The sequence below is a fragment of the Brevibacillus choshinensis genome (genome assembly GCF_016811915.1).
In the GTDB taxonomy this organism is placed as follows: Bacteria; Bacillota; Bacilli; order Brevibacillales; family Brevibacillaceae; genus Brevibacillus; species Brevibacillus choshinensis_A.
Genome location: NZ_CP069127.1, coordinates 560,001 through 585,503, shown reverse-complemented (window position 1 = coordinate 585,503; position 25,503 = coordinate 560,001). Strand labels below are relative to the sequence as shown.

At 52.1% G+C, this 25,503-nt stretch carries 19 protein-coding genes, 15 tRNA genes, 1 rRNA gene and 2 riboswitches (1 of these 37 cut by a window edge); all 35 genes read right to left on the bottom strand.

Annotated features, from left to right (window positions below; genetic code table 11):
- Window positions 1-13: 13 nt before the first annotated feature.
- On the bottom strand, window positions 14-490 hold the full coding sequence (locus tag JNE38_RS03200; protein WP_203355207.1) for an Lrp/AsnC family transcriptional regulator: 477 nt from the start codon (window positions 488-490) through the stop codon (window positions 14-16).
- Window positions 491-804: 314 nt separating this feature from the next.
- Window positions 805-1,281, bottom strand: coding sequence for a nucleoside deaminase (locus tag JNE38_RS03195; RefSeq protein ID WP_203355206.1), 477 nt, complete (start codon window positions 1,279-1,281; stop codon window positions 805-807).
- A 115-nt stretch (window positions 1,282-1,396) separates the two neighbouring features.
- The gene (locus JNE38_RS03190) at window positions 1,397-3,283 is read right to left on the bottom strand and encodes an FtsX-like permease family protein (RefSeq protein WP_203355205.1); all 1,887 of its coding nucleotides are present in this window, start codon (window positions 3,281-3,283) and stop codon (window positions 1,397-1,399) included.
- The gene (locus tag JNE38_RS03185) at window positions 3,258-4,028 is read right to left on the bottom strand and encodes an ABC transporter ATP-binding protein (RefSeq protein WP_203355204.1); all 771 of its coding nucleotides are present in this window, start codon (window positions 4,026-4,028) and stop codon (window positions 3,258-3,260) included. The genes JNE38_RS03190 and JNE38_RS03185 overlap by 26 nt, the downstream gene beginning before the upstream one ends.
- A 64-nt stretch (window positions 4,029-4,092) precedes the next feature.
- A complete protein-coding gene (locus tag JNE38_RS03180; RefSeq protein ID WP_203355203.1) occupies window positions 4,093-5,109 on the bottom strand; it encodes a sensor histidine kinase in 1,017 nt (338 codons plus the stop codon).
- The gene (locus JNE38_RS03175; protein WP_203355202.1) at window positions 5,106-5,804 is read right to left on the bottom strand and encodes a response regulator transcription factor; all 699 of its coding nucleotides are present in this window, start codon (window positions 5,802-5,804) and stop codon (window positions 5,106-5,108) included. The genes JNE38_RS03180 and JNE38_RS03175 overlap by 4 nt, the downstream gene beginning before the upstream one ends.
- Window positions 5,805-5,986: 182 nt before the next feature.
- On the bottom strand, window positions 5,987-6,502 hold the full coding sequence (locus tag JNE38_RS03170) for an RNA polymerase sigma factor (protein WP_203355201.1): 516 nt from the start codon (window positions 6,500-6,502) through the stop codon (window positions 5,987-5,989).
- A 346-nt stretch (window positions 6,503-6,848) separates the two neighbouring features.
- Window positions 6,849-8,144: an adenylosuccinate lyase gene (purB, locus tag JNE38_RS03165; RefSeq protein ID WP_203355200.1), complete on the bottom strand. Its 1,296-nt coding sequence runs from the start codon at window positions 8,142-8,144 to the stop codon at window positions 6,849-6,851.
- A complete protein-coding gene (gene purK, locus JNE38_RS03160; protein WP_203355199.1) occupies window positions 8,141-9,304 on the bottom strand; it encodes a 5-(carboxyamino)imidazole ribonucleotide synthase in 1,164 nt (387 codons plus the stop codon). The genes purB and purK overlap by 4 nt, the downstream gene beginning before the upstream one ends.
- A complete protein-coding gene (gene purE / locus JNE38_RS03155; protein WP_203355198.1) occupies window positions 9,301-9,789 on the bottom strand; it encodes a 5-(carboxyamino)imidazole ribonucleotide mutase in 489 nt (162 codons plus the stop codon). Before purE ends, purK begins: the two co-directional genes overlap by 4 nt.
- A gap of 179 nt (window positions 9,790-9,968) precedes the next feature.
- Window positions 9,969-11,507 (bottom strand): M1 family metallopeptidase, encoded by a 1,539-nt coding sequence (locus JNE38_RS03150; RefSeq protein WP_203355197.1) that lies wholly within the window; start codon window positions 11,505-11,507, stop codon window positions 9,969-9,971.
- Window positions 11,508-11,527: 20 nt separating this feature from the next.
- Entirely contained in the window at window positions 11,528-13,060 is a 1,533-nt protein-coding gene (locus tag JNE38_RS03145) for a M1 family metallopeptidase (protein ID WP_203355196.1), read from the bottom strand.
- 47 nt (window positions 13,061-13,107) lie between these two features.
- On the bottom strand, window positions 13,108-14,415 hold the full coding sequence (locus JNE38_RS03140; RefSeq protein WP_203355195.1) for a histidine--tRNA ligase: 1,308 nt from the start codon (window positions 14,413-14,415) through the stop codon (window positions 13,108-13,110).
- A 333-nt stretch (window positions 14,416-14,748) separates the two neighbouring features.
- Entirely contained in the window at window positions 14,749-16,122 is a 1,374-nt protein-coding gene (locus JNE38_RS03135; protein ID WP_203355194.1) for an NCS2 family permease, read from the bottom strand.
- 118 nt (window positions 16,123-16,240) lie between these two features.
- A riboswitch (purine riboswitch) is annotated at window positions 16,241-16,342 on the bottom strand.
- 135 nt (window positions 16,343-16,477) lie between these two features.
- Window positions 16,478-18,016: a glutamine-hydrolyzing GMP synthase gene (gene guaA, locus JNE38_RS03130; RefSeq protein ID WP_203357398.1), complete on the bottom strand. Its 1,539-nt coding sequence runs from the start codon at window positions 18,014-18,016 to the stop codon at window positions 16,478-16,480.
- A gap of 210 nt (window positions 18,017-18,226) precedes the next feature.
- A riboswitch (purine riboswitch) is annotated at window positions 18,227-18,329 on the bottom strand.
- A 20-nt stretch (window positions 18,330-18,349) separates the two neighbouring features.
- A complete protein-coding gene (locus tag JNE38_RS30495) occupies window positions 18,350-18,787 on the bottom strand; it encodes a DUF4129 domain-containing protein (RefSeq protein WP_238933541.1) in 438 nt (145 codons plus the stop codon).
- Complete coding sequence (locus tag JNE38_RS03125) at window positions 18,744-20,606, bottom strand: transglutaminase-like domain-containing protein (protein WP_238933540.1); 1,863 nt, start codon at window positions 20,604-20,606, stop codon at window positions 18,744-18,746. Before JNE38_RS03125 ends, JNE38_RS30495 begins: the two co-directional genes overlap by 44 nt.
- 4 nt (window positions 20,607-20,610) lie before the next feature.
- Window positions 20,611-21,816 carry a DUF58 domain-containing protein gene (locus JNE38_RS03120; protein WP_203355193.1) on the bottom strand — a complete coding sequence of 402 codons (1,206 nt, stop codon included), beginning with the start codon at window positions 21,814-21,816 and terminating at the stop codon, window positions 20,611-20,613.
- 14 nt (window positions 21,817-21,830) lie between these two features.
- Window positions 21,831-22,784 (bottom strand): AAA family ATPase, encoded by a 954-nt coding sequence (locus JNE38_RS03115; protein WP_203355192.1) that lies wholly within the window; start codon window positions 22,782-22,784, stop codon window positions 21,831-21,833.
- Between the two features lie 223 nt (window positions 22,785-23,007).
- Window positions 23,008-23,084, bottom strand: a tRNA-Arg gene (locus JNE38_RS03110).
- 3 nt (window positions 23,085-23,087) lie between these two features.
- Window positions 23,088-23,163 (bottom strand) — tRNA-Gly (locus tag JNE38_RS03105).
- Between the two features lie 49 nt (window positions 23,164-23,212).
- Window positions 23,213-23,294, bottom strand: a tRNA-Leu gene (locus JNE38_RS03100).
- Window positions 23,295-23,366: 72 nt separating this feature from the next.
- A tRNA-Lys gene (locus JNE38_RS03095) sits at window positions 23,367-23,442 on the bottom strand.
- A 7-nt stretch (window positions 23,443-23,449) separates the two neighbouring features.
- Window positions 23,450-23,524, bottom strand: a tRNA-Gln gene (locus tag JNE38_RS03090).
- Between the two features lie 5 nt (window positions 23,525-23,529).
- Window positions 23,530-23,605, bottom strand: a tRNA-Thr gene (locus tag JNE38_RS03085).
- 12 nt (window positions 23,606-23,617) lie between these two features.
- Window positions 23,618-23,693: transfer RNA gene (locus JNE38_RS03080), tRNA-Phe, on the bottom strand.
- 35 nt (window positions 23,694-23,728) lie between these two features.
- A tRNA-Asp gene (locus JNE38_RS03075) sits at window positions 23,729-23,805 on the bottom strand.
- Window positions 23,806-23,882: 77 nt separating this feature from the next.
- Window positions 23,883-23,959: transfer RNA gene (locus JNE38_RS03070), tRNA-Met, on the bottom strand.
- Window positions 23,960-23,988: 29 nt separating this feature from the next.
- Window positions 23,989-24,064, bottom strand: a tRNA-Val gene (locus JNE38_RS03065).
- 87 nt (window positions 24,065-24,151) lie between these two features.
- Window positions 24,152-24,225: transfer RNA gene (locus JNE38_RS03060), tRNA-Glu, on the bottom strand.
- Between the two features lie 18 nt (window positions 24,226-24,243).
- A tRNA-Leu gene (locus tag JNE38_RS03055) sits at window positions 24,244-24,328 on the bottom strand.
- 9 nt (window positions 24,329-24,337) lie between these two features.
- A tRNA-Met gene (locus JNE38_RS03050) sits at window positions 24,338-24,414 on the bottom strand.
- A 27-nt stretch (window positions 24,415-24,441) separates the two neighbouring features.
- A tRNA-Ser gene (locus JNE38_RS03045) sits at window positions 24,442-24,532 on the bottom strand.
- Between the two features lie 7 nt (window positions 24,533-24,539).
- Window positions 24,540-24,615 (bottom strand) — tRNA-Asn (locus JNE38_RS03040).
- Window positions 24,616-24,667: 52 nt separating this feature from the next.
- A 23S ribosomal RNA gene (locus JNE38_RS03035) occupies window positions 24,668-25,503 on the bottom strand; it runs 2,092 nt beyond the window's last position.

Here is a 25,503-nt window from a genome sequence, read left to right as displayed (position 1 = left end):
ATGTCGCGATGAATCACCGAACGAATTTGTACTTGGATTTTAAGATCTTCAATTCATTAATCACGTTTATCCGGGTAACCCCTGGAATCTTGTTCATGGTTTTCATTAAAAATTCGGATAATTCTTCGTAGTTGCGAACCAGAATTTGCGTGATCAATTGGTAATCACCAGATGTCAGGACCACCAAGCGTACTTCCACTATTCCGTTCAACACCGCGACCACATCGTCCAGCTTGTCCGCTTCTGTAGCAATTTGAACAAAAGCCTGTACGTTTAGCCCCGCCTTGACTGGATTTACAATGCCAACCAAGCTCAAGACTCCTTCATCCTGCATTTGCTGAACCCGCATCCGGATTGTTTTTTCCGTGACGCCAAGCTCCTTTGCAATCTGGGTGAACGGTACACGCGCGTTTTCCTGCAGGGCACGGACAATACCGTAGTCGATGTCATCTAATTCTGGATAAAGAGATCGTCGGAATTTCTCTTCCATATCATCCCTACCTTATTCGTCTTTTTCCCTAATAATTGGTCCTTTAAACAGTCAAATTACTTTCGAATGTGGACGAATTTCGTTATTGATGTTGTTACTATAATACGAATTTCGACAATAAGCAACAGTTTATCTGAAAATTTCATTTTGAAAGCATTTTCAATTTTTTATTATTCTTTATCATATTTTCGGTTGATATAAAGTGCGGTTTGCGAAAGATTTCTCCTAGGGCAGCCCCACGTACAGCATGCAGGCAAAAAGAAAACAGCCACGCCCCTTGGGGGTGACTGTTTTGCCGGCTCCTCTTCCTGCTGCTAATACTCGACCTTGTCCTGTGATTCCATCCACGCCTCGAATGGAGACAGGTAGTTTTCCGGATGAATTTGCTTAAAAGGAATGGAGCGGTTTTCGTATGGAATTCCGATTTGCTCGTAAATAAAGTGGTCATCGAATCCGATTTTCGCCGCATCCTGCTTTGTGGAGGCAAAATAGACGATTTTCGGACGCGCCCAGTAGATGGCTCCCAGGCACATCGGGCAGGGCTCGCAGCTCGTGTACAGCTCGCAATCGGATAATTGAAATGCATTCAGATTGCGGCATGCCTCCCGAATGGCCTGGACCTCCGCATGGGCAGTCGGGTCGTTCGTCGTCGTTACTTCATTGCGGCCTGTTCCGATAATTTGCCCATCCTTGACGACGATCGCCCCAAAAGGCCCGCCGTGGCTCTGAAGCACATTCTCCAGGGCAATCTTCACTGCTTTTTCCATCCACGACTGTTGGTCGCTCTCCATCTTCATCCCCCTCCTCGTTCGTTCTTGCTTCCTAGTTTATGTAAGTTCCCGATAGGACATGAAAAGACCTCGCGCCAAAGGGCTATGCCTTTCCTCACGAGGTCTGTCTTCGCCTTTATCGGGACATGGATCGCTTCAAGTGGAACAAGTAACGGTTGCGGATAATCCAGAAGTAAATGGCCTGAACCACCACAAAGCTGATCAAGACGATCGCGGTCGGCTTCACGACAGATGCCACCAGCATGATCTTGAGCAAGCTCTGCAAGGACACGAAGGCAACCATGCTGTGAATGATCGCTACCACGATCGGCACAAAGAACAGAAGAGCGATCTGGGTGGTCACGATTCGGGTCAGCTCCTGATCAGAAAGCCCGATTTTGGCGATCGCCCCATACTGCCTTTTATCGTTTTCCAAATCCGTATACAGGCGGAAGTAAAGAAAGCTCGCCGCCGCCACAAAGAACAGTACCCCTACAAACAATCCGATGAAGAGCACCATGTTCGCCATCTGCTTCATGGTGTGGTAGACCGGTGCTCGGGCGGAAAAGTAGTACTGATCGGTGGAATGGTCGATCTCCTCTTGCAGCTTCAAGCTGATCTCCTGCGTATCCTTCCATTTGGGCACTACGTATCCGAAGCGCGTTTCTTCGTCCAAGCCGCTCAGTCTGTCATAGACGGCATCGGGTATCACCGCCAGGCGGTCAAAGTCCAGTCCACTCAGCAATGGATTGATTTTCGTGTCCGTTTTGACGATCAGCTGGCTCTGCCCGACATCCAGCACCTTGTTTTCCACAGCATCGCCAAACCAGCGGACGACCAGGAACGCTTCATTTTCATTCAGCTTGAGCTCCCGCGTATTCGCCGCAAGGGCAAACCGATTGTAATCTGTCAGCTTCACGACGCCGACCTTCTCGTCATTCACCTTCTGCGGCAGCACCCGCATCATCACCTGATGCTTCTCAAAGGAAAAACCTGCTTGCTGCAGACCGTTCTCGATCAAGGAAAGATGCTCTTGCTCGTACGGATTCCCGGTTTTGGTCTGGTACTCGAAGGCAAACGGGTTGGTCTTGATCACCGTTTCCTGGATCGACCCGGCGAGCGCAGCCAGTGTTCCAATGGCACAAAAGGCGATCGTCGAGACGATGCAGACGAGGAAAAACATCCGGGCGTTGTCCTTCATCCGGTAGTCGAGATCAGACAGCGTGATCAGATTGGTCCGTTTCCAATAAAGGGAACGGTTCCTCTTCATAAAACCGATCAGAAATACGCTCATCTGCGTGAAGAGCAGGTACGTGCCGGCGATCGTCAGGACTGTGACGGGCAGAAGAAGGACGACTACCGAAATGCCGTCTGCCGTGAGCGCGAGCGTATAAGCAATGAGCAAGAGCCCTGCTGCCAAAAGCGAAAGAAATACGGATGCCTTTGGCTCCCTCTTTGGACGCTGGCTTCCCTGGAGCAGATCCAGCAGAGAGCGGCTTCGCAGCAACAAGACGGTAAAAAGCGAGATCGCCCCGAACAGGATCAAAAAAGCGACGAAGGTCAGAACGATCGCCTGCCACGGAAAGTAAAACGCCAGAGCCTGCACATCCAGCAAAAATCCGGCGAATTGGAAAAACAGCTTGCCTAGCACGAGACCGAGCCCAATCCCGCAAATGATGGAAAAGACGCCGATCAGCATGTTTTCCATAAAGATCAGAAGATTGCGCTGCCTCGCTGTCATACCGTGCATGAACAGGATCCCGAACTCTTTCTCCCTTTTTTTCAGGAATGCACCTACACAGTAAAAGAGAAAGAAAAACGCGAACAGGAAAATGATGTACTCTGCCACCATCATCCCGGTCGCCACGGACCCGTGAATTTCCTCGTCGGCAATCCCCGGGTGAAAAATGAACATCGCATAGACAAAAAAGATCATGACGGAAAAGACGCTGCTCAAAAAGAAAGCGGCATACGTACGCTTGTTGCGCAGTACGTTGTTACACGCGAATTGTCGAAAGGTCATAGTTGTTCCCTCCCAAAAACGACAGTGCGTCAATGATCTTCTGGAAGAACACCTGGCGACTCTCTCCCCTGTACATTTCGTTGTGCAACTGACCGTCCTTGATAAAAATGACGCGGTGGCAATAGCTCGCTGCCAAGGCATCATGCGTGACCATCATCATGGTCGTATTTTCTGATTGATTGATAGCCGCCAGCGTTTCCATCACGCTGCGCGATGACTTCGAATCGAGATTCCCTGTCGGTTCATCCGCGAGCAAGAGAGATGGCGTATGGATGATGGCACGCGCGATCGCTGTCCGTTGGCGCTGTCCGCCGGATACCTCAAACGTCCGCTTGTCCAAAATCTCCTCTATGCCCAGCTTCGCGGCGATCGTCTGCAGCTTTTCCTCCATGACTGCGACACTCTCTCCCTCCAGCGTGAGCGGCAAAACGATATTTTCCCCGATCGTCAGCGTATCGAGCAAATTAAAGTCCTGAAAGACGAATCCCAGCTCCCTGCGTCGAAACAGTGCCAGCTTTTCCTTTTTCAGCAGATGCGGGTTGGTTCCACTCAATAGGACGACCCCCGAGGTCGGAGAATCGATGGTCGAGATCATGTTCAGCAGCGTGGTTTTTCCGCTGCCGGATGGTCCCATGATGCCTACGAATTCTCCTTTGCGAATCGTAAAATCTATATCGGTCAGCGCGCGGTAAGTTACCTTGCCTCCGTATATTTTACTCAGACTTTTCACCTGCAACATGTCCATCGGCCTTGCTCCTTTCTCACCTACATACCCACTATACGGAAGCGCGGGTCGCATCGCTATCGAATTAACTTTCAGCTTTCTTACGATCTTGTAAGGTTGGGAGCACAGCGGACATGATGATCCGCACCGTCGTCCCCACTCCTACCTCTGACTCCAGCTCTACCCCGTGATGCAGACGTCCGCAAATTTCCTTGACCAAATACAGCCCCATTCCCGTCGATTCCGGGTATTTCCGGCCGTTTTCCCCTGTGAAATACGGTTGATACACACGCCTGGTGTCCTCGGGTGGAATTCCGATCCCGTAATCCTGGACCTCCAGCGCCACACTGGGGCCGAGCTCGTAAGCACGGATTGTCACCTTGTTGCTTTTTCCCGCCGAATAACGAACGGCATTGGTCAACAGCTGGGTCAAGACAAAGGAAAGCCACTTTTCATCCGATTCCACCCTCCAGTGCCCGTCCACCTTTAGCTCTGGATAGACCTGATTGCGGATGAACAGCCGCTTGTTTTCCGCGAGTACATTTTGCGCCAGGCTGTGGAGTGTCACCGGCTCTATGAGAAAATCCTGTTCAAATCGATCCAGGCGTGCAATGTACAGAACCGTTTCCAGTCCGCGTTTGATGCGGTCGACCTCTTCCCGCACACTTTCAGCGGTCGGATCGTCTTCATTTTGCAAGAGCAGATGAATGACGGAGATCGGTGTCTTCATCTGGTGCACCCATTGCTGGATAAACGTCGTATAGTCTCGCTGCTTGTTTTCATAGGCATGCAGCTGTTCCTTGTACAGGCGATAATGCTCCATAAAGGTCTCATCCAGAGCGCGGCTGAGCGCGGCATTCCCGTGAGTCTGCATCAGCTCCTCCAGCGATTCCACCGGGTTGCTCAAACGCTGATAGACGGAACGGTGGGTCAAATAACGCACAACCATGAAAGCACCTGCAAAAAAGACGGACAGGAATACGGCATATATCATCAGCGACTCGTTCCAGTACCCATCCAGCGCAAAGATTAACAGAAGCAGGATGAGCTGCACGAGGAAGAAAGCCGCAAAAGCCCATTGATCCCGGAGAAACAGCTTCATTGTCCGTCCTCCCAGACAGCCTTCAAGCGATAGCCAGAGCCGCGCACCGTTTCAACGGCTCCCTCCAGCCCCATGTCCTTTAGCTTCCCGCGCACGCGCGTGATATAGACGTTCAGCGTATTTTCATCCACGAACTGTTCATCCCACAGCTTTTCCAGGAGGCGCTCCCGGCTGACGACACGCGGATACTGGTTCATCAGCGCTTCCAGCAGCAGGACTTCCTTTTTGCTGAGCTCGACCTTGTTATCGTGTATCGATAGCTCCATCCGCTCCAAAAAGAGCTTGAGGCCTGCCACTTCCACCGTCCGCTCCCCCTCCTGAGGCGCGTACAAGCCGTATGCGCGCCGAAGCTGGCTGCGGATTTTGGCCATGACCACATCGTAATCAAACGGCTTGGTGATGTAATCATCTGCCCCATTTTCCAATGCCATGACCTGATCCATTTTACTGTCGCGTGCGGAGATGAACAGAATCGGACAATTTGATTCCTGGCGCATCTGACGGCACCAGTAGAATCCGTCAAACTTTGGCAAATTCACATCGAGCAGGACCAGGTCGGGGCGGACCTCCGTAAATACGTCCATGACCCGGTCAAAATGCTCGACATTCACTGTATGGTAACCGTATTTTTCCAGTTGGTTCTGAAGTAATTGATTGATCTTGGGATCGTCCTCAACGATCATAATGGTCGACATCGTGCTAAGCTCCCCTCATCCTAAGTCTTGCATTCTTCCATCCTCTACTATACCTTAGAAAAACTGGGCTTGTCGCCCAGTCCACGAGCGAAGCACCCACCTTTTTTCTTATACTCTCATCCTTTGTCACGCCAGCCAAATTAAACTTCAGAAAGCAAAAAAGGATGGACCTGTCGTCCACCCTAGGCTTGCGCCTTCATGATCTGCTGCAGCTTTTTGATTCCGCGGAAGTGCAGGATTTTGACCGATGCTTCCGTTTTTCCCAGGATCTCGGCAATCTCGTTCATTCTCAGATCAGCCAGGTACCGCAGCTGAATCACATTGCGCTGATCAGCCGTCAACGTATGTACCTTCTGCCACAGGACATCTGTGGATTCCTGCGTCATCAGACACTCCTCCGGCAAATCATCCGTTGCCTTCATGGAGGAAAACGTCTCTTGATCGACCGGGCATTCCCGCTTTTTGCGCATGTAGTCGATCAGGGCATTGTGAGCGATGCGGAAAATCCACGCTCCGAACGGGTGACGGCCATCGTACTGCTCCAGCTTGGAGTATACCTTGATGAATACCGTCGTGGTCAGATCCTCGACATCCCAGACGTTTTTGACACGGTAGCGGAAATAGCGATATATTTTGGCGGAGTATTCTTCGTAAATTTGCTGATGACTTAATGTTGGATATAACAGTGCGGTATTCATAATCGATCTCCCATTTCATTGATCCGTATGAGTTGATTTCATTGTAAAGGGGATCTGAAGTGGGAACTATCGAGTTAACTTTCAGGAACCTTACACTTTTGTAAGTTTTACATGCAGCTTGCGTAATCCATTCCCGCCGCTCCCTCTTCGGACAAGTCCATGGTAGCAATCCGGTGTGGCAAAAGCGCGTAAAGAATGTGGAAAGCTGTGGGAAAATCGCGCGGCATCTCATCCCTTTTGGACACGCTCTCGCCACAATCCGGAAAGTTTCGCTTCGCCTAATCTTTACGAGAAAAACCGCCAGGAAGCTCCTGACGGTTCTTTTCGTCTATATTTTTGACGCTTTTTACAGCAAGCCAAGACGTTGGAAAATGGTATCCACGTGCTTGAGATGATAGCGGTAGTCGAAGCACGCGTCCAGCTCTTCCTTGGTCAGCGCAGCGCTGATGGTTGGGTCTTCTTCCACGATGGCACGGAAAGAACGCTGCTCTTCCCACGCTTGCATTGCGCGCGGCTGTACCGTGTCGTATGCCTGCTCGCGGCTCATGCCTTTTTCAATCAGGCTCAGCATGACGTGCTGCGAATAGATCAGACCAAAGGTGCGATCCATGTTGCGCTTCATGTTTTCCGGGAAGACAGTCAAGTTTTTCACGATGTTGCTGAAGCGGCGCAGCATGTAGTTGAGTGCTTGGGTCGCATCCGGCAAAATGATGCGCTCCGCAGAAGAGTGGGAAATGTCCCGCTCATGCCACAGAGATACGTTTTCGTAGGAAGTCAGCATATAGCCGCGGATCACGCGAGCCATACCTGTAATGTTCTCGCTGCCGATCGGATTGCGCTTGTGCGGCATCGCAGAAGAACCTTTTTGCCCTTTGGCAAATGCCTCTTCCACTTCGCGCATCTCGCTCTTTTGCAGGCCGCGAATCTCTGTCGCGAATTTCTCCAGGGAGGTCGCGATCAGAGCCAGTGTCGCCATATATTCCGCATGTCGGTCACGCTGCAGGGTTTGCGTAGAAATCGGCGCTGGAGACAGACCGAGCTTTTCGCATACGTACGCCTCTACGAACGGATCGATGTTCGCGTAGGTACCTACTGCACCTGAGATTTTTCCGTAAGCCACTTCTTTTTTCGCAGCGCGGAAACGAGCGAGGTTGCGCTTCATTTCTTCATGCCACAGTGCCAGCTTCAGGCCAAAAGTCGTCGGCTCCGCATGTACGCCATGAGTTCGGCCCATGCAAACGGTATCCTTATGCTCACGTGCCTTGTCAGCCAAAACGGCAATGAAATCCTCAATGTCTTTTTCCAGAATTTCGTTGGCTTGACGCAGCAAATAGGAAAGGGCTGTATCCACCACGTCCGTAGAAGTCAGGCCGTAATGCACCCATTTCTTTTCTTCTCCCAGTGTTTCGGATACCGCACGGGTGAATGCCACAACGTCATGGCGCGTTTCTTCTTCGATTTCGTAGATCCGCTTGATGTCAAAGCTCGCTTTGTCCCACAGCTTGTTCACGTCTTCTTCAGGAATGACTCCCAGCTTGGACCATGCTTCACATGCGAGAATTTCCACTTCCAGCCACGCTTGAAATTTGTTCTGTTCTGTCCAGATGGCGCGCATTTCTGGTCGGGAATAACGTTCGATCATGATTGTACCTCCGTTTTATTCGTCCATATTTGCAGCTGCTCGATGGCTGCGAGCGCTTCATCCACAGTAGGGGCCAACACGTTGATATGTCCCATTTTTCGCTTCACTTTGCTTTCTGCTTTGCCGTACAAGTGCAGCTTAGCAGAGCGAGGCAGGCTATCGATCCGATCCAGGACCGGCTGCAGATGCTCTCCCAAAATATTAACCATGACGACCGGAGAGAGCAACTCTGTTGATCCCAGAGGCAGGTTGCATACCGCCCGGACATGCTGCTCAAATTGCGAGGTCACGCAAGCATCCATCGTGAAATGTCCCGAGTTGTGCGGACGTGGAGCCAGTTCGTTCACGTACAATTGCCCGTCTGCGGTCAAGAACATCTCCACAGCGATCAGCCCGATCACATCCAGCTTTTCCACTATCGTCCGCGCGATTTCCTCTGCACGGACTTTGACCTCTTCGCTCACACGTGCCGGTACGATGCTCAGGTGCAGGATGTTGTCCTGATGCACGTTTTCCGCGGTCGGAAATACGGACAGCTCACCGGCAGGATTTCGTGCGGCGATGACGGACAGCTCCATTTGAAAGGGAACGAACTGCTCCACGATCAGCTCCGTGCCCGCCTTTGCCAGCGTTTCATACGCTTCCGCAAGCTCTGCTTCGCTTTTGATCACCCATTGACCTTTGCCATCATAACCGCCCGTCGCTGTTTTCATGACGGCAGGCAGGCCCAGCTCACGAACAGCGGTCTGCAAGTCCGCAAGGCTCGCCACCACGTGGAAAGGTGCAACTGGAATGCCGATTTCACGGATCGCAGTCTTTTCCCGAATGCGGTTCTGTGTGACCCGCAATAAGCGGCTTCCCTGCGGTACGTAGGCCTGACTCTCCAAAACTTCAGCCACCCTGGCATCCACATTCTCAAATTCATACGAAATGACATCACTGACTGCTGCCAGCTGCATAGCTGCTTCCACATCTTCATAGCTGGCGACGATTTGCCGATCGGCCGTCTGTCCACATGGAGCGTCTTCGGTCGGGTCCATCGTAACGAAACGATAGCCCATAGCTCGTCCGGCGAGAGCGATCATTCGCCCTAGCTGTCCGCCGCCAAGGATGCCGATGGTCGATCCCGGTTTGATCTGCTTATTCGTTGTGTTTGTCATTCGAGTTCACTAGCCTCCAGCACTTTGTTCCGGACCGCATCTCGCCTTGCGACGAAGCGCCCCTGAATTTCCGGATATTTGATCCCCAGGATTTGTGCGGCCAGGAGTCCTGCATTGATGGCTCCTGCTTTACCGATAGCGACAGTTGCCACTGGCACTCCGCCCGGCATCTGAACGATGGACAGCAGGGAGTCCAGACCATTGAGATTGGAGGACTTCACTGGCACTCCGATCACAGGAAGCTCCGTCTTCGCTGCTACCATGCCCGGCAGGTGAGCTGCTCCTCCCGCCCCTGCGATGATCACTTCCAGGCCGCGCTCTTTGGCGCTTTGCGCATACTCAAACATCAAGTCGGGAGTGCGGTGTGCGGACACCACTTTCTTTTCATATGGTACTTGCAGCTCATCCAAGATTGCGCAAGCTTCCTTCATCGTTTCCCAATCAGACGTGCTGCCCATTATGACACCTGCTAACGGTTTGGCCATGGCACCCTTCGCCCCCTATGTCAGTATCATCATTAGAAAACCCAACCGACTAACGGCATATTGGCCGTCCTCATCGCCTGGGCTATTCGAGCTCATTTCTTTCAACTTCCTCAGTGTAGCAGGGAGAAGTTTTGCCTGTCAACCTTGTATCCGAACATTATAAAAAGAGATTAATACCATCATTCGTGTTTACCCTTTTCCACCCACGCTTCTGCAGCACCTCTCTCATCGAGCTTCAACCTCAGCCAATAGTCGATGAAAGGAGTGGCATCCGCCCCCGCTGCCTGAGAAAGCAGCTTGATGATCTCCTGCCCATCGGCTTGCGCGTATTGGTTGTCATGGACGTATTGCCGCAGCAGGTGGTGCAGTTGCTTCTCTCCCCAGCTCTCTCTCAGCGTCCACCACATCGCCGCTCCACGTCCATAGACCAGATCGGTGTAGCTTTTCCAGGTCGGAAATTGCAGAAGAGACTGCCAAGCATTCAGGCCCTGCGCCGCGTACCTCTCTGCCGCTTTGGACTGACTCAGGCGAAGCTGGATATACCCGCGGGCGCGATTAGGATCGCTGCTGTACAAAAAGGCCATCGTCGCATAGTCAGTCAGACTCTCGTCCATCCATGCCTCTCGCACTTCGTCATTGCCCACTAGAGCATAGAACCATTGGTGTGCCGTTTCATGCGCCACAATCGCGTCTGCGACCGGATCTGTCCGACCGAAGTACTCATCCTGAATAAAGACGATGCTCGGGTATTCCATTCCCCCGAAAAAGCCGCCCGTCTTCACCACATCGTACTCCTGATACGGATATCGCCCAAACTGCTCACCGTAGTAGTTCAAGGACTTCATGGCTACCTGGTGCAAATGATCGACCGAAGCGGGATCATCTCCCTCCTGCGACCACGTCCGCACGGTGACATCCCCTACCTTGCCGGTCAGCTGTCGATAAGTGTCGTCCATCACGACAAGAGCAAAATCACGAACATTCCAAGCGTCCAACTCATAGATGGTTTGTCGCTGCGGACGAGTCTGGGTCACGACCGCGATGCTCTCAATGCCGCTTGAGGCCAACTGATAGCCTTCCTCGAGCTGTACCCGCAGGCGATAGTTTGCCATCTCGCTGTAAAAAGGATCGCCAATGGCTGCGTAGGGATCCAGCCTCCAGCCCCCGTCTCCCTTCACCGCCAGGATCGGCAGCCAGTTGCCCAGCCACATGGCATGATCGTTGTAAGAAAGTCGCCCGTTGTTATAGGGAACTTGAAGAGCAAAACGAAGCTCTACCTCCGTCTGCTGGGCAGCCGATTTTCCCGCTAACGGAACCTCGAGCAAGGTCTCCAGTTCCCCTTTCAGCAGGACAGGCACCCTTTTTCCATCGACCCGCACCTCCGTGATCTGGATGTTCCCCGGCTCCCGCTGCTTCCCGAGAACCTGCTCCCAATTCTCTCCGCTCAAGTCGGCTTTTGCTTGAAATGCATTCGGGTACAGATGAAAATAGGCCTTGTCATCCTGAGGGGCAAAACGAACGGCCACTGTCCCCCTGACCGTATGCGTCTTCATCTCGACCTGCACATCCGCACGGTACGAGGCAGCTGCCGGAATCTGCTCCGGCAAAAACGTCTCCACCTCATCCGCGCCTGCCTGTCCCATCCATACTCTTACCCCTAACATACCGACCAGAACGATTCCAACTGCGAAGCTGCCTATCCACCCTTTTCGCCACACGGCGTTCCCCTGCCTTCAGGTTACTTCTCTATGGTTCCATCCTGTATAGGTTGCCCGAGATTCCTTTGATTCTGACGTTGACGCTGCAGCCATTCTTCGGCGGCGTCCTTTTGACTCCAATCTGCATTCAGCCAATAATCGAGAAACGCGCTGGAATCCTCTCCGGCAGCCCTAGACAAATGAGCCTTCCATTCCGCTCCGCTGGCAGTGCCAAATCGGTAGTTGTTCACATATCGTCGCAAGACCTCGTGCAATCGCTCTTCTCCCCATACCTCCCGCAGCTTCCACAGCATGGAAGTCGTACGAGAGTAGACGAGGGCGCTGTAGCTTTCATTATCCGGAAATGCCCGCAGAGGCTGCCACGGACGCAGCTTTTCCTGTGCATATGAAGAGACGGTCGTCCCATGCTCCAAGCGCCCGAGTACGCGACTCGCACCCAGCCTGGGATATTTGTCTGACAGGAAGGCGAGTGAAGCATATTCGGCAAAGCCTTCGTCTAGCCAAGCTTCCTCGACTTGATTGTTGCCGACCAGAGCGTAAAACCATTGGTGGGCCGTTTCATGTACGGCCGTGACGATTCCGGAATTGCCCTCCTGCGTAAAGTGACGGCCGTCCAAAAAGACGATGGACGGATATTCCATCCCATTGATGCTCCCTCCGGTCCGGACCACATCGTATTCCGTATACGGATAATCCCCGAACTGGCTATTGAAGTAACGGAGCGCCTCTACGGCAGCAAAATGAGTTTGCTTCGCCTGAGTGTCAAAGTCCTTGTCCCGATACCAGGTCCTGACATTGGTGCCGCCTACCTTGTCCTCCAGCGAATGATAGGTAGAGTCCATCACCACCATGGCAAAATCCCGCACGTTCATCGCTTGCAGACGGTATGTCTTTTCTCCCTGCACCGAGCTGTCCACGGTTGCTGCCTTGTCAGTCGCGGTACTCGCCAGCTGATAGGCGGCTGGCAGGGTGACATTCACTTGGTAATGGGCATTCTCACTGAAAAAGGGATCGCCGATGGGCTCGTACGGGTCCAGATGCCACCCCGCCTTGTCAAAGACAGCGAGAATCGGCAGCCAATTCCCCAACCAGAGAGAATGTTCGTCGTAGGACATCCTTCCTTCGTTTTGAGGGAGAGTCATATCAAAATACAGCTTGAGCATGACCGGCTCTGATGCTTTGGCAGAAACGAGCGGCACTTCGATTACGTCTTGTATCCGTTTGAATGCAACCGGTTTCCCCTGTACCGTGATCCTGTTACTATCATACGTTCCAAGTCCCGCATGTTTGCCTAAAAGTTCGTCCCACAAATCATCTTTGTGCTCTTCTGTAAACGTGAGAGGATAGAGGTGCAGATAGGCATGTGACGCATCCTTTGGCCAAAAGCGGATCTCGACACTCCCCGTTACACGCTTGCCTGCGGGATCGACTCGCACATCGGCTTTGTAGAGAGGGGCAAAGGTGGTCGGTTCAATCTTTTCAAAAGCCCCCGAGGGAACAATAGCAGACAGGAAAGATAGGGTGCAAATTAGCATCAAGAGCCATTTTCTCATGCAAACTCCCCCTTTTCTCCTATCGTACCGAAACGGGAAATAAAAGACTACCTATTCGTGATCGCCTCAGAAAGCCGCTGTTCGATGGAGGTGAGCGGGACCGCTTCCTCATTTCCTTCCCTCATGTCACGCAAGACCACGACTCCACTCTCCACTTCGTTCTCCCCGAAAATCAGGACAAAGGGAATCCTCTCTTTGTTCGCGTAATCGAGTGCTTTTTTTAAACGTCGTCCTGAGAGCTCCAGCTCCGTTCTGATGCCGCAGCCACGCAGTCGATTGGCCAGTCCCAGGCTGAGTGCCTCGGTTCCGAGCGGGACCACCAGCACATCTGCTGCCCGCTCGTCATGCTCGACACTCTCCATGGTCAAGGCAGTGAGGATGACATCCAGACCAAACGAGATGCCAACAGCCGGATACTCCCTTCCATCCCCCAAAAATTGACCGATGATTTTATCGTAGCGCCCGCCGCTGCCGATACTGGAGGTGATTCGCTGATCCTGCAAAAAGATTTCATAAACCGTCCCGGTATAAATGCCAAGCCCTCTCGCCAGGAACGGAGCAAAACGAATGTCTCCTGCCGCACCAGCCCCCTGGACATACGCGAACAATTGGTTGAGTTCTTGTATCCCCTGCTGAACCAACGCCGAGGAAAAGCGCTCTTCCAGACTCGCCAGCGTCATCTCTCCCTCTTGCAAAAAGGAAACGATCGCCGTGATCAGCGATTCATCCACCTTCCGCTCCCGCAGATCCTCCTGCACGCCAGCCACCCCGATCTTTTCGAGCTTGTCGAGTGAAAGCATGACGTCACCTGCCCGGTCCTCGGGAATCCCCAGCTCCTGCAAGATGCCTGACAGGAGCTTGCGGTTGTTGACCTCGATATAGACCTCAAGCCCCAGGCGATCAAATGCGTCAAAGGCCATGCTGATCAGCTCTGCTTCTGCCAACATCGAGGCTGACCCGACGATATCCACGTCGCATTGCACAAACTCGCGGAATCTCCCTGGTTTGACAGGACCATCGCGGAACACTTTGCCGATCTCATAGCGTTTAAAGGGCAAACGCATCTCCGGGTTCATCCCGACGACCTTGGCCAATGGAACGGTCAGGTCATAGCGCAGTGCCAGCTCCCGTTCTCCCTGATCGCTCAATCGGTAGACTTCCTTCAGGATTTCCGCTCCCCCTCCGTACTTGGAGGCAAGCAGGTCGTAATTGGCGAGCATGGGCGTCTCCAAAGGCTTGCACCCATACGCTTCAAACACCTCCTCGAGCGTTCGGCGTATGCGGTTGCGCAGCATTTGCTCCTGCGGCATAAAATCCTTCGTGCCTTTGACGTTTTTCAGTACGCTGTTTTCCATGGGAAAGCACCTCTTTCTCGTTTGAATGGGAAATGCAAAAAAGCCATGCGCGGCGACAAGGTGCCCGCATGGCTTTCATTCACCACCGCAGGCACGAAGCACAAGAAGCGCTTGCACCTGCGGAAAAATTTCCGAAGATACAAACGCTCTAGCCGTGGTGATGCTGCTCTAGGAAAAGGTTTAGACCGATCATCAGGACCATCCTCTAGAAAAGATTTTTCCTATCATACCGCGAAAGGCAGTGCTCATGCAAGACGGGGAATGTCCACCGGTGTCATTCCATAGAAAAAACGGCTTCCCTCGAATGAAAGGAAGCCGTTCTATGCGTTGATCCTATTCGCGAAGCCAGATGAAATATGCCAGGAAGACGAAGAACAGCACGTACATAGCCGGATGTACTTCGCGCGCTTTTCCTTTCAGCACTTTGACGATCGGATACACGATGAACCCGGAAGCCAGACCAGTCGCAATACTGTAAGTGAGTGGCATCAGGATGATGGTCAGGAAAGCCGGGAATGCTTCATCCATCTCATTCCAAGCGATTTGCGTGATGTGAGAAGCCATCAATACCCCTACCAGAATCAGCGCCGGAGCGGTAACAGCCGGTGTTACGATCGCCAGAAGCGGCGAGAAGAACAGAGCCAAAATGAACATCAAACCTGTAACCAGCGCGGTAAAACCAGAACGTCCGCCTGCCGCTACCCCTGCTGTCGATTCTACATAGGCAGTCGTGGTAGAAGTACCGAGGATCGCACCTGCCATACCTGCAATCGCATCAGACGAGAACGCGCTGCCCGAGCGTGGAAGCTTGCCATCTTTCAGCAGACCTGCTTGGCTGGCTACACCCAGCAGCGTTCCTGTCGCATCAAAGAAGTCTACGAACAGGAAGGTCAATACCACAATCAGCATTTTCACACTGAACAAAGAAGAAAAATCACCGAGGTATTGGAATGCCGCACCAAAAGTAGGTGCTAGGCTTGGTGGAGCAGAAACCACTTTATCAGGAAGGCTAACCAGCCCGAAAATCATACCGACAACCGCTGTAACTACCATCCCGACGAAGATCGCCGCGTTTACTCTGCGAGCCATCAGAACAACGGTAACGAGAAGACCGAATACAGCGAGCAATGCATTTTTCGCAGCCAGAATCTGCTCTGGCTTCATGCCTTCGTGGAAGAAAGTAAAATGACCCAGCGACACAAACGTTGCTTCATTCGCTACCACGATACCCGCATTTTTAAAACCGATAAAGGCGATAAACAAACCGATCCCTGCAGATACCGCGTATTTCAAACCCTTCGGAATCGCATTGATGATCGCTTCACGAACACCCGTCAGAGACAGGATGAGGAAGATCGTACATGAAAGGAAAACGCCAGCCAGTGCTTGCTGCCAAGGAATTTGCATGGTCAACACAACGGTGTAGGTGAAGAATGCATTCAATCCCATACCTGGTGCCTGTCCGATTGGCAAGCGACCGATGAAGGCCATCAGCAAAGTACCGAGTGCTGCTGCCAGAGCGGTTGCTGTAAATACGGCTCCGAACTCCGGATAGTTCGCTTTCAGATCAGCTGGTAGATCTGCACCGCTGAGCATGAACGGATTCACAGCCAGAATGTATGCCATTGCCAAGAACGTGGTGATACCTGCGATAGTCTCGCGACGGTAGTTGGTGCCTAGTTTGTCAAACTCAAAATACTTGCGCACCGATAGTTCCCCCCAAAATGTCGTTGTGGCAATAAAAAAGGCCGTAGCGCATTCCTACGCCTGGCCTTTTAAACAAAACATTCCGGGAACAATTTCGATAATAATAACAATTAACGCATCCCGTTGACATTTTGTTCGTAGCCAGGTCGTTCATGGCGACCCCGTAGAAACTCTTGAGCCATATTCTCAAGAATATACGAACCTTCTTATATTACCTGTTCACATTCAGAAGTGTATCAGGTGACATAGTGATTGTCAACGAAAATACGAACATTAATTTTTTACCACTCGATAACATCCGGAATTTAATGATTTGTTCTATTTGCTTACTCAATTTTCGTCTTTTTACGAGACTCTATTCCCACTCGATTGTTGCTGGCGGCTTGGAGGTCACATCATAGACGATGCGGTTTACGTTGTCTACCTCGTTTACGATACGAGTCGAGATCTTCTCCAGCACATCCCATGGGATACGTGCCCAGTCAGCAGTCATTCCGTCAATGGAAGTTACCGCCCGAATCCCTACCGTGTAGGAATAAGTACGTACATCGCCCATTACCCCTACAGTTGTCATGTTTGGCAGAGCCGTAAAGTATTGCCAGATTTCCCGATCAAGACCTGCTTTAGCGATCTCTTCGCGAAGAATTGCGTCAGATTCACGAACAATCTTGAGTTTTTCCTCTGTAACTTCACCCAAAACGCGAATACCCAATCCAGGACCTGGGAATGGTTGGCGCCATACGATCTCATCTGGCAAGCCCAGCTCTGTACCCAGTTTGCGTACTTCGTCTTTGAACAGTGCTTTCAGCGGCTCGATCAGCTCGAACTTCATGTCTTCAGGCAATCCGCCTACATTGTGGTGGGATTTGATCGTATGAGCCGTTGCCGTTCCGCTCTCTACAATGTCCGTGTACAATGTGCCTTGTGCCAGGAAGTCCATGTCGGTCAGCTTCGCTGCTTCTTCATCAAATACGTAGATGAACTCGTTGCCGATGATTTTGCGTTTTTGCTCAGGATCGGACACGCCTTTGAGCTTGTTCAAGAAACGCTCACGTGCATCGATTTTGATCACTTTCATGTGGAACTGGTTGCCGAACGTTTCCATTACGCTGTCTGCTTCACCCTGACGCAGCAGACCATGATCCACGAACATGCAAGTCAGCTGATCGCCGATTGCTTTATGAATCAATGCAGCTACAACAGAGGAATCCACGCCGCCGCTCAGTGCGCACAGCACTTGCTTGTTCCCTACTGTTTCACGGATGCGCGCCACTTCGTCCTCGATGAAGGTGGTCATGCTCCAGTTCGCTTCGCAACCGCAAATATTGAACAGGAAGTTAGAGATAAACTCGGTCCCTTTTACGGTATGACGAACTTCTGGGTGGAATTGTACCCCGTACAGCTTGCGATCCGGATTGCTGATGGCCGCTACTGGACAGCTGTCGCTCACTGCGTCTACGCGGAATCCGGTCGGGAGCTCGACGACTTTATCGGAGTGGCTCATCCACACGATTTCGTTTGCATCCCATTTCTCATACAGATTGTGCGCATCTTGCAAGCGCAGTTCCGCTTTTCCGTACTCGCGTTTGCCCGCGCGCTCCACTTTCCCTTCGAGCATGTGACTCATGAGCTGCATACCGTAGCAAATACCCAGTACTGGCAGGCCCAGTTCAAAAATGGCTGGATCTACTTTCGGTGCTCCTTCTTCATATACGCTTGCAGGTCCGCCGGAGAAAATAATCCCTTTTGGGTTCATCTCCTTGATCTTTTCCACAGGCGTGTTGTAAGGCACGAGCTCGCTGTAAACGCCCAGATCGCGAACACGACGCGCGATCAATTGATTGTACTGGCCTCCGAAATCGAGTACGACAACCATTTCCAATGACTTGTCCATCATATCCCCCTTCTCCTGCAAAGCACAGGACTCGCAAGTACCGGCGCCCTTGGCACCCCAGTTACTCACTCGTTACGTAAATTATCCGCTTCTCTCGGATACGGCCATGCAATTGTCGCATATTTGCAAAAAAACCGGGACTGTTGCCTCCGACCATTGTTACGGAGGCAGCGTCCCAGCTTGTGTACACATGTGCGGTTGCATGTACAAAAATCCGAAGTGCTTCCTCGTAGTCGCCCAATTTACGGTTGGGCGGTAGAAACTTTCAGGCCATATTCCTGATCATTATACGAGACTCATTGATCGTCATTCTAGCAGATGACAAGGCATTGTTCAAGGCTTCAGTTGACGGATCAATCGTTCCATCAATTGCTCTGCAACTGTACGCGCCTTTTGTTCCATACCCTTGTATCCGTAAATCATGCGCTCATACAGCTCCGTAAGATAACGCAGATCCTGCCTTTTGTCACCCGGTATGGTGATTCGACCCACGTATTCCCGCAAGGTCTCACCCTTTTGGCGGCGCGTGTAGACGCTCTCCATCATGCGCATCAGCAGATTGTAGCGCACATTGTACTCCGTGCTTCGTTCATTTTTCATTTGCCGGCGGAGCCACCATACATTGAGGTCTTGCCTGCGTTTCCAGGCCACGTATCCACCGGCGACAAGCAGGACGATGATTCCTGCATTTACCTGCCACGGGATCGAAAACCCTCTTCCAGAAACGCTATCTCCCTCTTCCAGAAACGCTATCTCCCTCTTCCAGATCATCGAGACGTCCGTCACCCCGATCCGGTGCAGCCACATTCCCCAAATCAGGCAATGGCAGCGGAACCTGCGGCTCTGAGGTTTGCAGATCATACTTGAAGCGGACTGGAGACATAAACGTGCTGGTTGCTTCAAACGGTACCCATCCGTGGTTTGGGAAGTACACTTCCACCCACGAGTGAGCGTCCTTATTTCGCACTTCCATGATTTGATTTCCTTGCTCATCTTGCCCGACTCGCTCGCCCGGCGCAAACCCTTTCACCCATCTTGTCGGGATGTCAATGGAACGGAGCAGGACAGCCATCGATGTAGAGAAATGGTCGCAATAGCCGCGATAGCTATCAAACAGGAAGTGGTCGACGAAGTCCTGACCTTCCTTCGGTACAGGAACATCCTTCGTTTCATACTTATATTTTCCACTCGAACGCAAGTAATTCTCGATGGCCCTCACTTTTTCATAAGGAGTTTTGGCATCCTTGGTGATGTTTTGCGCGAGCTCCTTGACTCGTGGCGGAAGGCTTGGCGGCAGTTGCAAGTACCGCTCCTTGATCTCTTTCGGGTACTCAGTCCCCGCTTCGGTCACGGCTTTTTCACTGACGATCGGCGCTTCGGCCTCGATCTCATACTGATTCAGCTTCAACAGCAGGGTGTTGGGCCCTGTAGCCGGCTGATTCGAATGGTTCGTTGTCTGCAGCAGCTTGACCGCTCCTGCCCGCACTTCCAGCTGTTGATTCATCTTGTCGTAGACGACTGTCGCGTTTGGCGGCCGGTAATTGCTTACTTTGTTCAACTGTCCTGGATAAAAGACAGTTGCGAACTGCTGTGGACCTTTGAATTGCAGGGTAGCCTTGACCTTCTTTGTTTCAAAGCCGGTGAACAGCTGGTCTTTCCATTCGTATTTGCTCGGGTCTAGGATGGACTCGTACTCGCGGATTCCTTTTTCCCAGCCGACTCCGGTGTAGAGATCCTTGGAATCCCCGCGCCAATAGCTTTCTTCATTCGTAATACCGACGAACACGAGGGTATCATCCTGCAAAAACGGACCGCCAAGGCGTTCATCGTTATTGTCGTAGCCGACCTTCTTCATAGCCCCGACAGGAGCTCCCTGATTCTGACCCGTAAAATACGCGATAGGATCTGGCCAGCTCGCATCCTTTTTCGGAGCCGAATAGGCTATGCCGACGCTTACCGCAATGATCAGAATAGGAGCGATCAACGTTCGCAGCGCGATCCAGCTCCGATTCCCCGCCAGCGTAGCGTGTTTCGTCATGGTCGTCAAATGGCTGACCGCGAGCAGCAAGAATCCGTAAATCAAGGTGCGGATAATTCCTCCATCCCCCTCGTACGGAAGGAATGTATCGAGAACAGCCAGATAAAGCTCCGTCAATACGACAAACCACAGTCCTTGACGCTGTTCGAGCACCAAATAAGTGATCATCGACAGCAGGACCGTGAGAAGCAGGTCAAACAAGGCATTCCGCGTCACAGGAGACATCGCTCCCCAATCCTGCTGAAAGGCGTGCGGGATATCTCGCAGCATCTGCGCAGCCAGCTCCTTGAGCCACTGTGTACCGAATATCGAAGTGTCAAACAGCGTCGTGTGCAGAAGGAACAAGATGACAACCAGCTTGATCGGTAAGGTCAACCAGCGGTAGGGTATGATCTGATCAAGGATCAGGACGATGGCGGCTATCCCGAGAAAAGGCCAGAGCATCCCTGTATCCGTCAGCTCTTGCAAAGGCAGCAGCCACTCTCGTATCATCAGGAACAGCAAGAGGGCCGACACCCACTCCAGCAGACTGGGACGTTTCCATACACGCATGAGTCTACGCACCCCCTATCCGTTTCCACTCGTCATGATCGATGTGGATCGCTGTACATGACACCTTGCTGGCCGTAAGCAGCTGCAAGGTTTTCCGCTGTTCGGCAGATATCGAAGCCTCTGCATGCACGAAGAACAGTTGGATTCGCCTGCCCTTTTGTGAGAGGGCAATCAGACGTCCTATCAGCTCTTTCTCTACGCGTGGAGTCACCAGGATCAGCGTTACGCCCTGCGGCTGCTCCAATGCCTCCCTGCCCACCACACGTGAGAAAGCATCACTTCCCTGCGGCATGACACGGGCCAGCTGGTCAAATACGTGCAAAAAATGCGAATGTGAGATGGCAGCCGGAATACTGATCCTCTCGTGCTGCTTATACACCAGTCCATAATGATACAAATTGCGGTTGGCATAGGCGATCAGACTCGCCGTCAGCTTTACTGCCGTTTCAAACAGGTTCTCAGGCAGTTTCTGATAGCTCGCCTTTTCGACGTCCAGGAAAAACACAGCCTGGTTCATCGCCTGATGCTCGAATTCCTTTGTCTTCAGTCCAGTCCCTCTGGCTGAAGCCCGCCAATGAATCTGACTGAGGCGGTCTCCGCGATGGTATTCCCTCACTCCGCGTACTGCCGCCACATCATCAGAGCGACGGTGGGAGACGTGCACATTCCCGCTAAAGCTGCCGTCACCCAACGCCCAATGCTCAATCGTCTGATACGTCGGATAGACGAGAAACTCATGCGTCAGCGGGTACACTTTTCTCCTTTCAATAAATCCGAAGAAGTCGCCCCCACTCACCACACAGTCACCCAGGCGGTAGTATCCGCGCGGCAGATTGGGAATGACGTAGCGAAACTCCACTTCTCGCTTAAACCATGGGAAAACGAGCTGTCGATGCGGCTCATACACGCCCGCCAATCGATCCGGCAGCGGCTCGAGCACCATGTTCCAGCCGAGTGGAAACCAGAACCGACGACGCAGCCGAATCGTTACAATCACGTCATCGCCATTCTGAAGGCGGTTGCGGTCAATTTCACGCACGACCTCCAGGCCAAAGAACAGAAAGAAGTACGTAAGCAGTTCATACGCCAAGAAGACAAGGCTGCTGTAAAACAAAAACCAGCTAGCAAACCCGCCCTGAAATTTTGCAAATACATACGTGAGCAAGACCAACCCGATTACTTTGACTTTGCCCCATCTTTGTTGTCTCATCCGCAGTCACCGCCTCAGCTGACCGGCACGCGGGTCTCGGCCAAAATCACCGTTAGAATCCGATCAACGGTCGCTCCTTCCAGACGTGCTTCCGGCTTCACGATCATCCGGTGAGCAAATGTGACAGGAACCAGCTCTTTTACATCGTCCGGAATGACGTAATCTCGTCCGCGAACGAAAGCCAGTGCCTGTGCGGCCCGATACAGAGCCAAAGCACCCCGCGGGCTCACTCCCAAATAAATATGATGATGATCACGGGTACGATGGCACAGGCGCACGATATACTCCCTGATCCCATCCGATACTTTTACCCTGGCTGCTTGCTCCTGGAGCTGCTTTAATTCCTCTGCGGTCATGACAGGCTCCAACTGATTCAATGGATTGGCTTCCGAGAAGCGAGTGAGCATTCGCATCTCTTCCTCAACGCTCGGGTAACCCAGACTAAGCTGCATCAAGAAGCGGTCCAGCTGGGCTTCCGGCAAAGGAAATGTCCCTTCGTACTCCAAAGGGTTTTGGGTAGCCATGACAAAGAATGGATCCTCCAGCCGATAGGTCACGCCATCTACGGTCACGGAACGCTCTTCCATTGCCTCCAGCAAGGAAGATTGGGTCTTTGGCGATGTCCGGTTGATCTCATCCGCCAAGATGACGTTGGCAAACAACGGACCTTGGCGAAACTCGAATTCAAGACTCTTTTGATTAAAGATCGCTACCCCTGTTACATCGGTCGGCAGCAAGTCAGGCGTAAACTGAATGCGTTTGAAGGCTCCGCCAATCGATTTGGCCAATGCACGTACGAGCATGGTCTTCCCTACGCCAGGTACATCCTCCAAAAGTACGTGTCCATTCGCCAAAACGGCAGACACCATCAATTCGATCACAGAACGCTTTCCAATCAGAACCTTTTGTATATTGTCAATGAGCTTGGTTACAGCAGGATGCGTATTTTCCACTTTTATTGGGTTCATGATGATACAACTCCTGTTTCTTTGGATTCTTCAGTCAGGTTTGTAACAGCCACTCCTACGCGGTTTACCCCCTGTTTTTATGAATAGAGAGCATCCTAATCCTAAAGTAATGGATGCTCATGGGAGATACAAGGAAAAAATACTTAAAATTTGTAAAATTGTCCTCAAATTATGCAAAAAAGAGTAGGAGATCGTCCTACTCTGCGGTTTCATATGAAAGAAATGGCGTGCCCTGAGAGATTCGAACTCCCGACCTTTTGATTCGTAGTCAAACGCTCTATCCAGCTGAGCTAAGGGCACATATGGAGCGGACGAAGGGTCTCGAACCCTCGACCTTCGCCTTGGCAAGGCGACGCTCTACCAATTGAGCTACGTCCGCATATTCAGGGTAAAAGGTTTGCTCTGGCTACAAACCCTTTCTGTTACTATGGTGCGGGTGAAGGGACTTGAACCCCCACGGTCTCCCGCCAGAACCTAAATCTGGTGCGTCTGCCATTCCGCCACACCCGCATGGTTTAAAAAAACAGAAAAGGCTTACGGCGTATTTGCCGTGCAGCACTGCTTTCCTTATTGAGAAAAAACTGGTGAGCCATGAAGGACTCGAACCTTCGACCCTCTGATTAAAAGTCAGATGCTCTACCAACTGAGCTAATGGCTCGTGCAAATGGCTGGGGTACTAGGATTTGAACCTAGGAATGACGGAGTCAAAGTCCGTTGCCTTACCGCTTGGCTATACCCCAACAAGTGGTGCCGGCAATAGGACTTGAACCCACAACCCCCTGATTACAAGTCAGGTGCTCTACCAATTGAGCTATACCGGCATATCATATTAGTGGTGGCTCGGGACGGAATCGAACCGCCGACACGAGGATTTTCAGTCCTCTGCTCTACCGACTGAGCTACCGAGCCTCATTTGTTTCATTCGCCAATTCCTTGAAGGAAAATGGCGGAGCTGACGGGACTCGAACCCGCGACCTCCGGTGTGACAGACCGGCGTGAACTCCAACTTCACCACAGCTCCATATTTGGTTGCATCCTACGGATACTCCCATCTCACTTGAGCAAGATGTACATTCGACGTAGTTCAAGTGAATAATTTGGTTGCGGGAGCAGGATTTGAACCTGCGACCTTCGGGTTATGAGCCCGACGAGCTACCGAGCTGCTCCATCCCGCGACAGGGACCTTTTCGGTCAGTAGTAACTATGGTGGAGGCTGACGGGATCGAACCGCCGACCCTCTGCTTGTAAGGCAGATGCTCTCCCAGCTGAGCTAAGCCTCCACTATTTCCCCCACAAAGTGAAGAGTATGCTCTGAAGCATATTCCGAGTACTTTGCGGGGACCCCAACAACTAGTTGGTTTTTTAGGTGACCCGTAGGGGATTCGAACCCCTGTATGACAGCGTGAAAGGCTGCTGTGTTAAACCGCTTCACCAACGGGCCATGCAAGTGATACTATTATGGTGCGGTCGGCGAGACTCGAACTCGCACGGGTCGCCCCGCCACCCCCTCAAGATGGTGTGTCTGCCAATTCCACCACGACCGCAACTTAGGATGGTAGCGGCGGAGGGAATCGAACCCCCGACCTTTCGGGTATGAACCGAACGCTCTAACCAGCTGAGCTACACCGCCAAATTGCTATGTTATTAAGAAATCATATGGCGGAGAGTGAGGGATTCGAACCCTCGCTACGCTTGCGCATACTAACGGTTTAGCAAACCGTCCCCTTCGGCCTCTTGGGTAACTCTCCGTATATATGGCTCCTCGGGACGGACTCGAACCGCCGACCGATCGGTTAACAGCCGATTGCTCTACCAACTGAGCTACCGAGGAACGTTTGAAGGTCGCACCTTCAAAACTGGATCTGCATGTTTGCTAAGAGTGTGTGGATAAGTCCTCGACCGATTAGTATTCGTCAGCTCCACGTGTTACCACGCTTCCACACCGAACCTATCAACCTCATCGTCTATGAGGGGTCTTACCAGCTTGCGCTGTGGGAAGTCTCATCTTGGAGGGGGCTTCACGCTTAGATGCTTTCAGCGCTTATCCCGTCCGCACATAGCTACCCAGCTGTGCCACTGGCGTGACAACTGGTGCACCAGCGGTGCGTCCATCCCGGTCCTCTCGTACTAAGGACAGCTCTCCTCAAACTTCCTACGCCCGCGACAGATAGGGACCGAACTGTCTCACGACGTTCTGAACCCAGCTCGCGTACCGCTTTAATGGGCGAACAGCCCAACCCTTGGGACCTACTTCAGCCCCAGGATGCGATGAGCCGACATCGAGGTGCCAAACCTCCCCGTCGATGTGGACTCTTGGGGGAGATAAGCCTGTTATCCCCAGGGTAGCTTTTATCCGTTGAGCGATGGCCCTTCCATGCGGAACCACCGGATCACTAAGCCCGACTTTCGTCCCTGCTCGACTTGTAGGTCTCGCAGTCAAGCTCCCTTCTGCCTTTACACTCTACGAATGATTTCCGACCATTCTGAGGGAACCTTTGGGCGCCTCCGTTACCTTTTGGGAGGCGACCGCCCCAGTCAAACTGCCCACCTGGCATGGTCCTCTCGCCCGATAAGGGCGACGAGTTAGAAACTCCGTACATCAAGGGTGGTATCCCACCGACAGCTCCACAGAGGCTGGCGCCCCTGCTTCTCAGCTTCCCACCTATCCTGTACATGATGCACAAAGTTCCAATACCAGGCTACAGTAAAGCTCCATGGG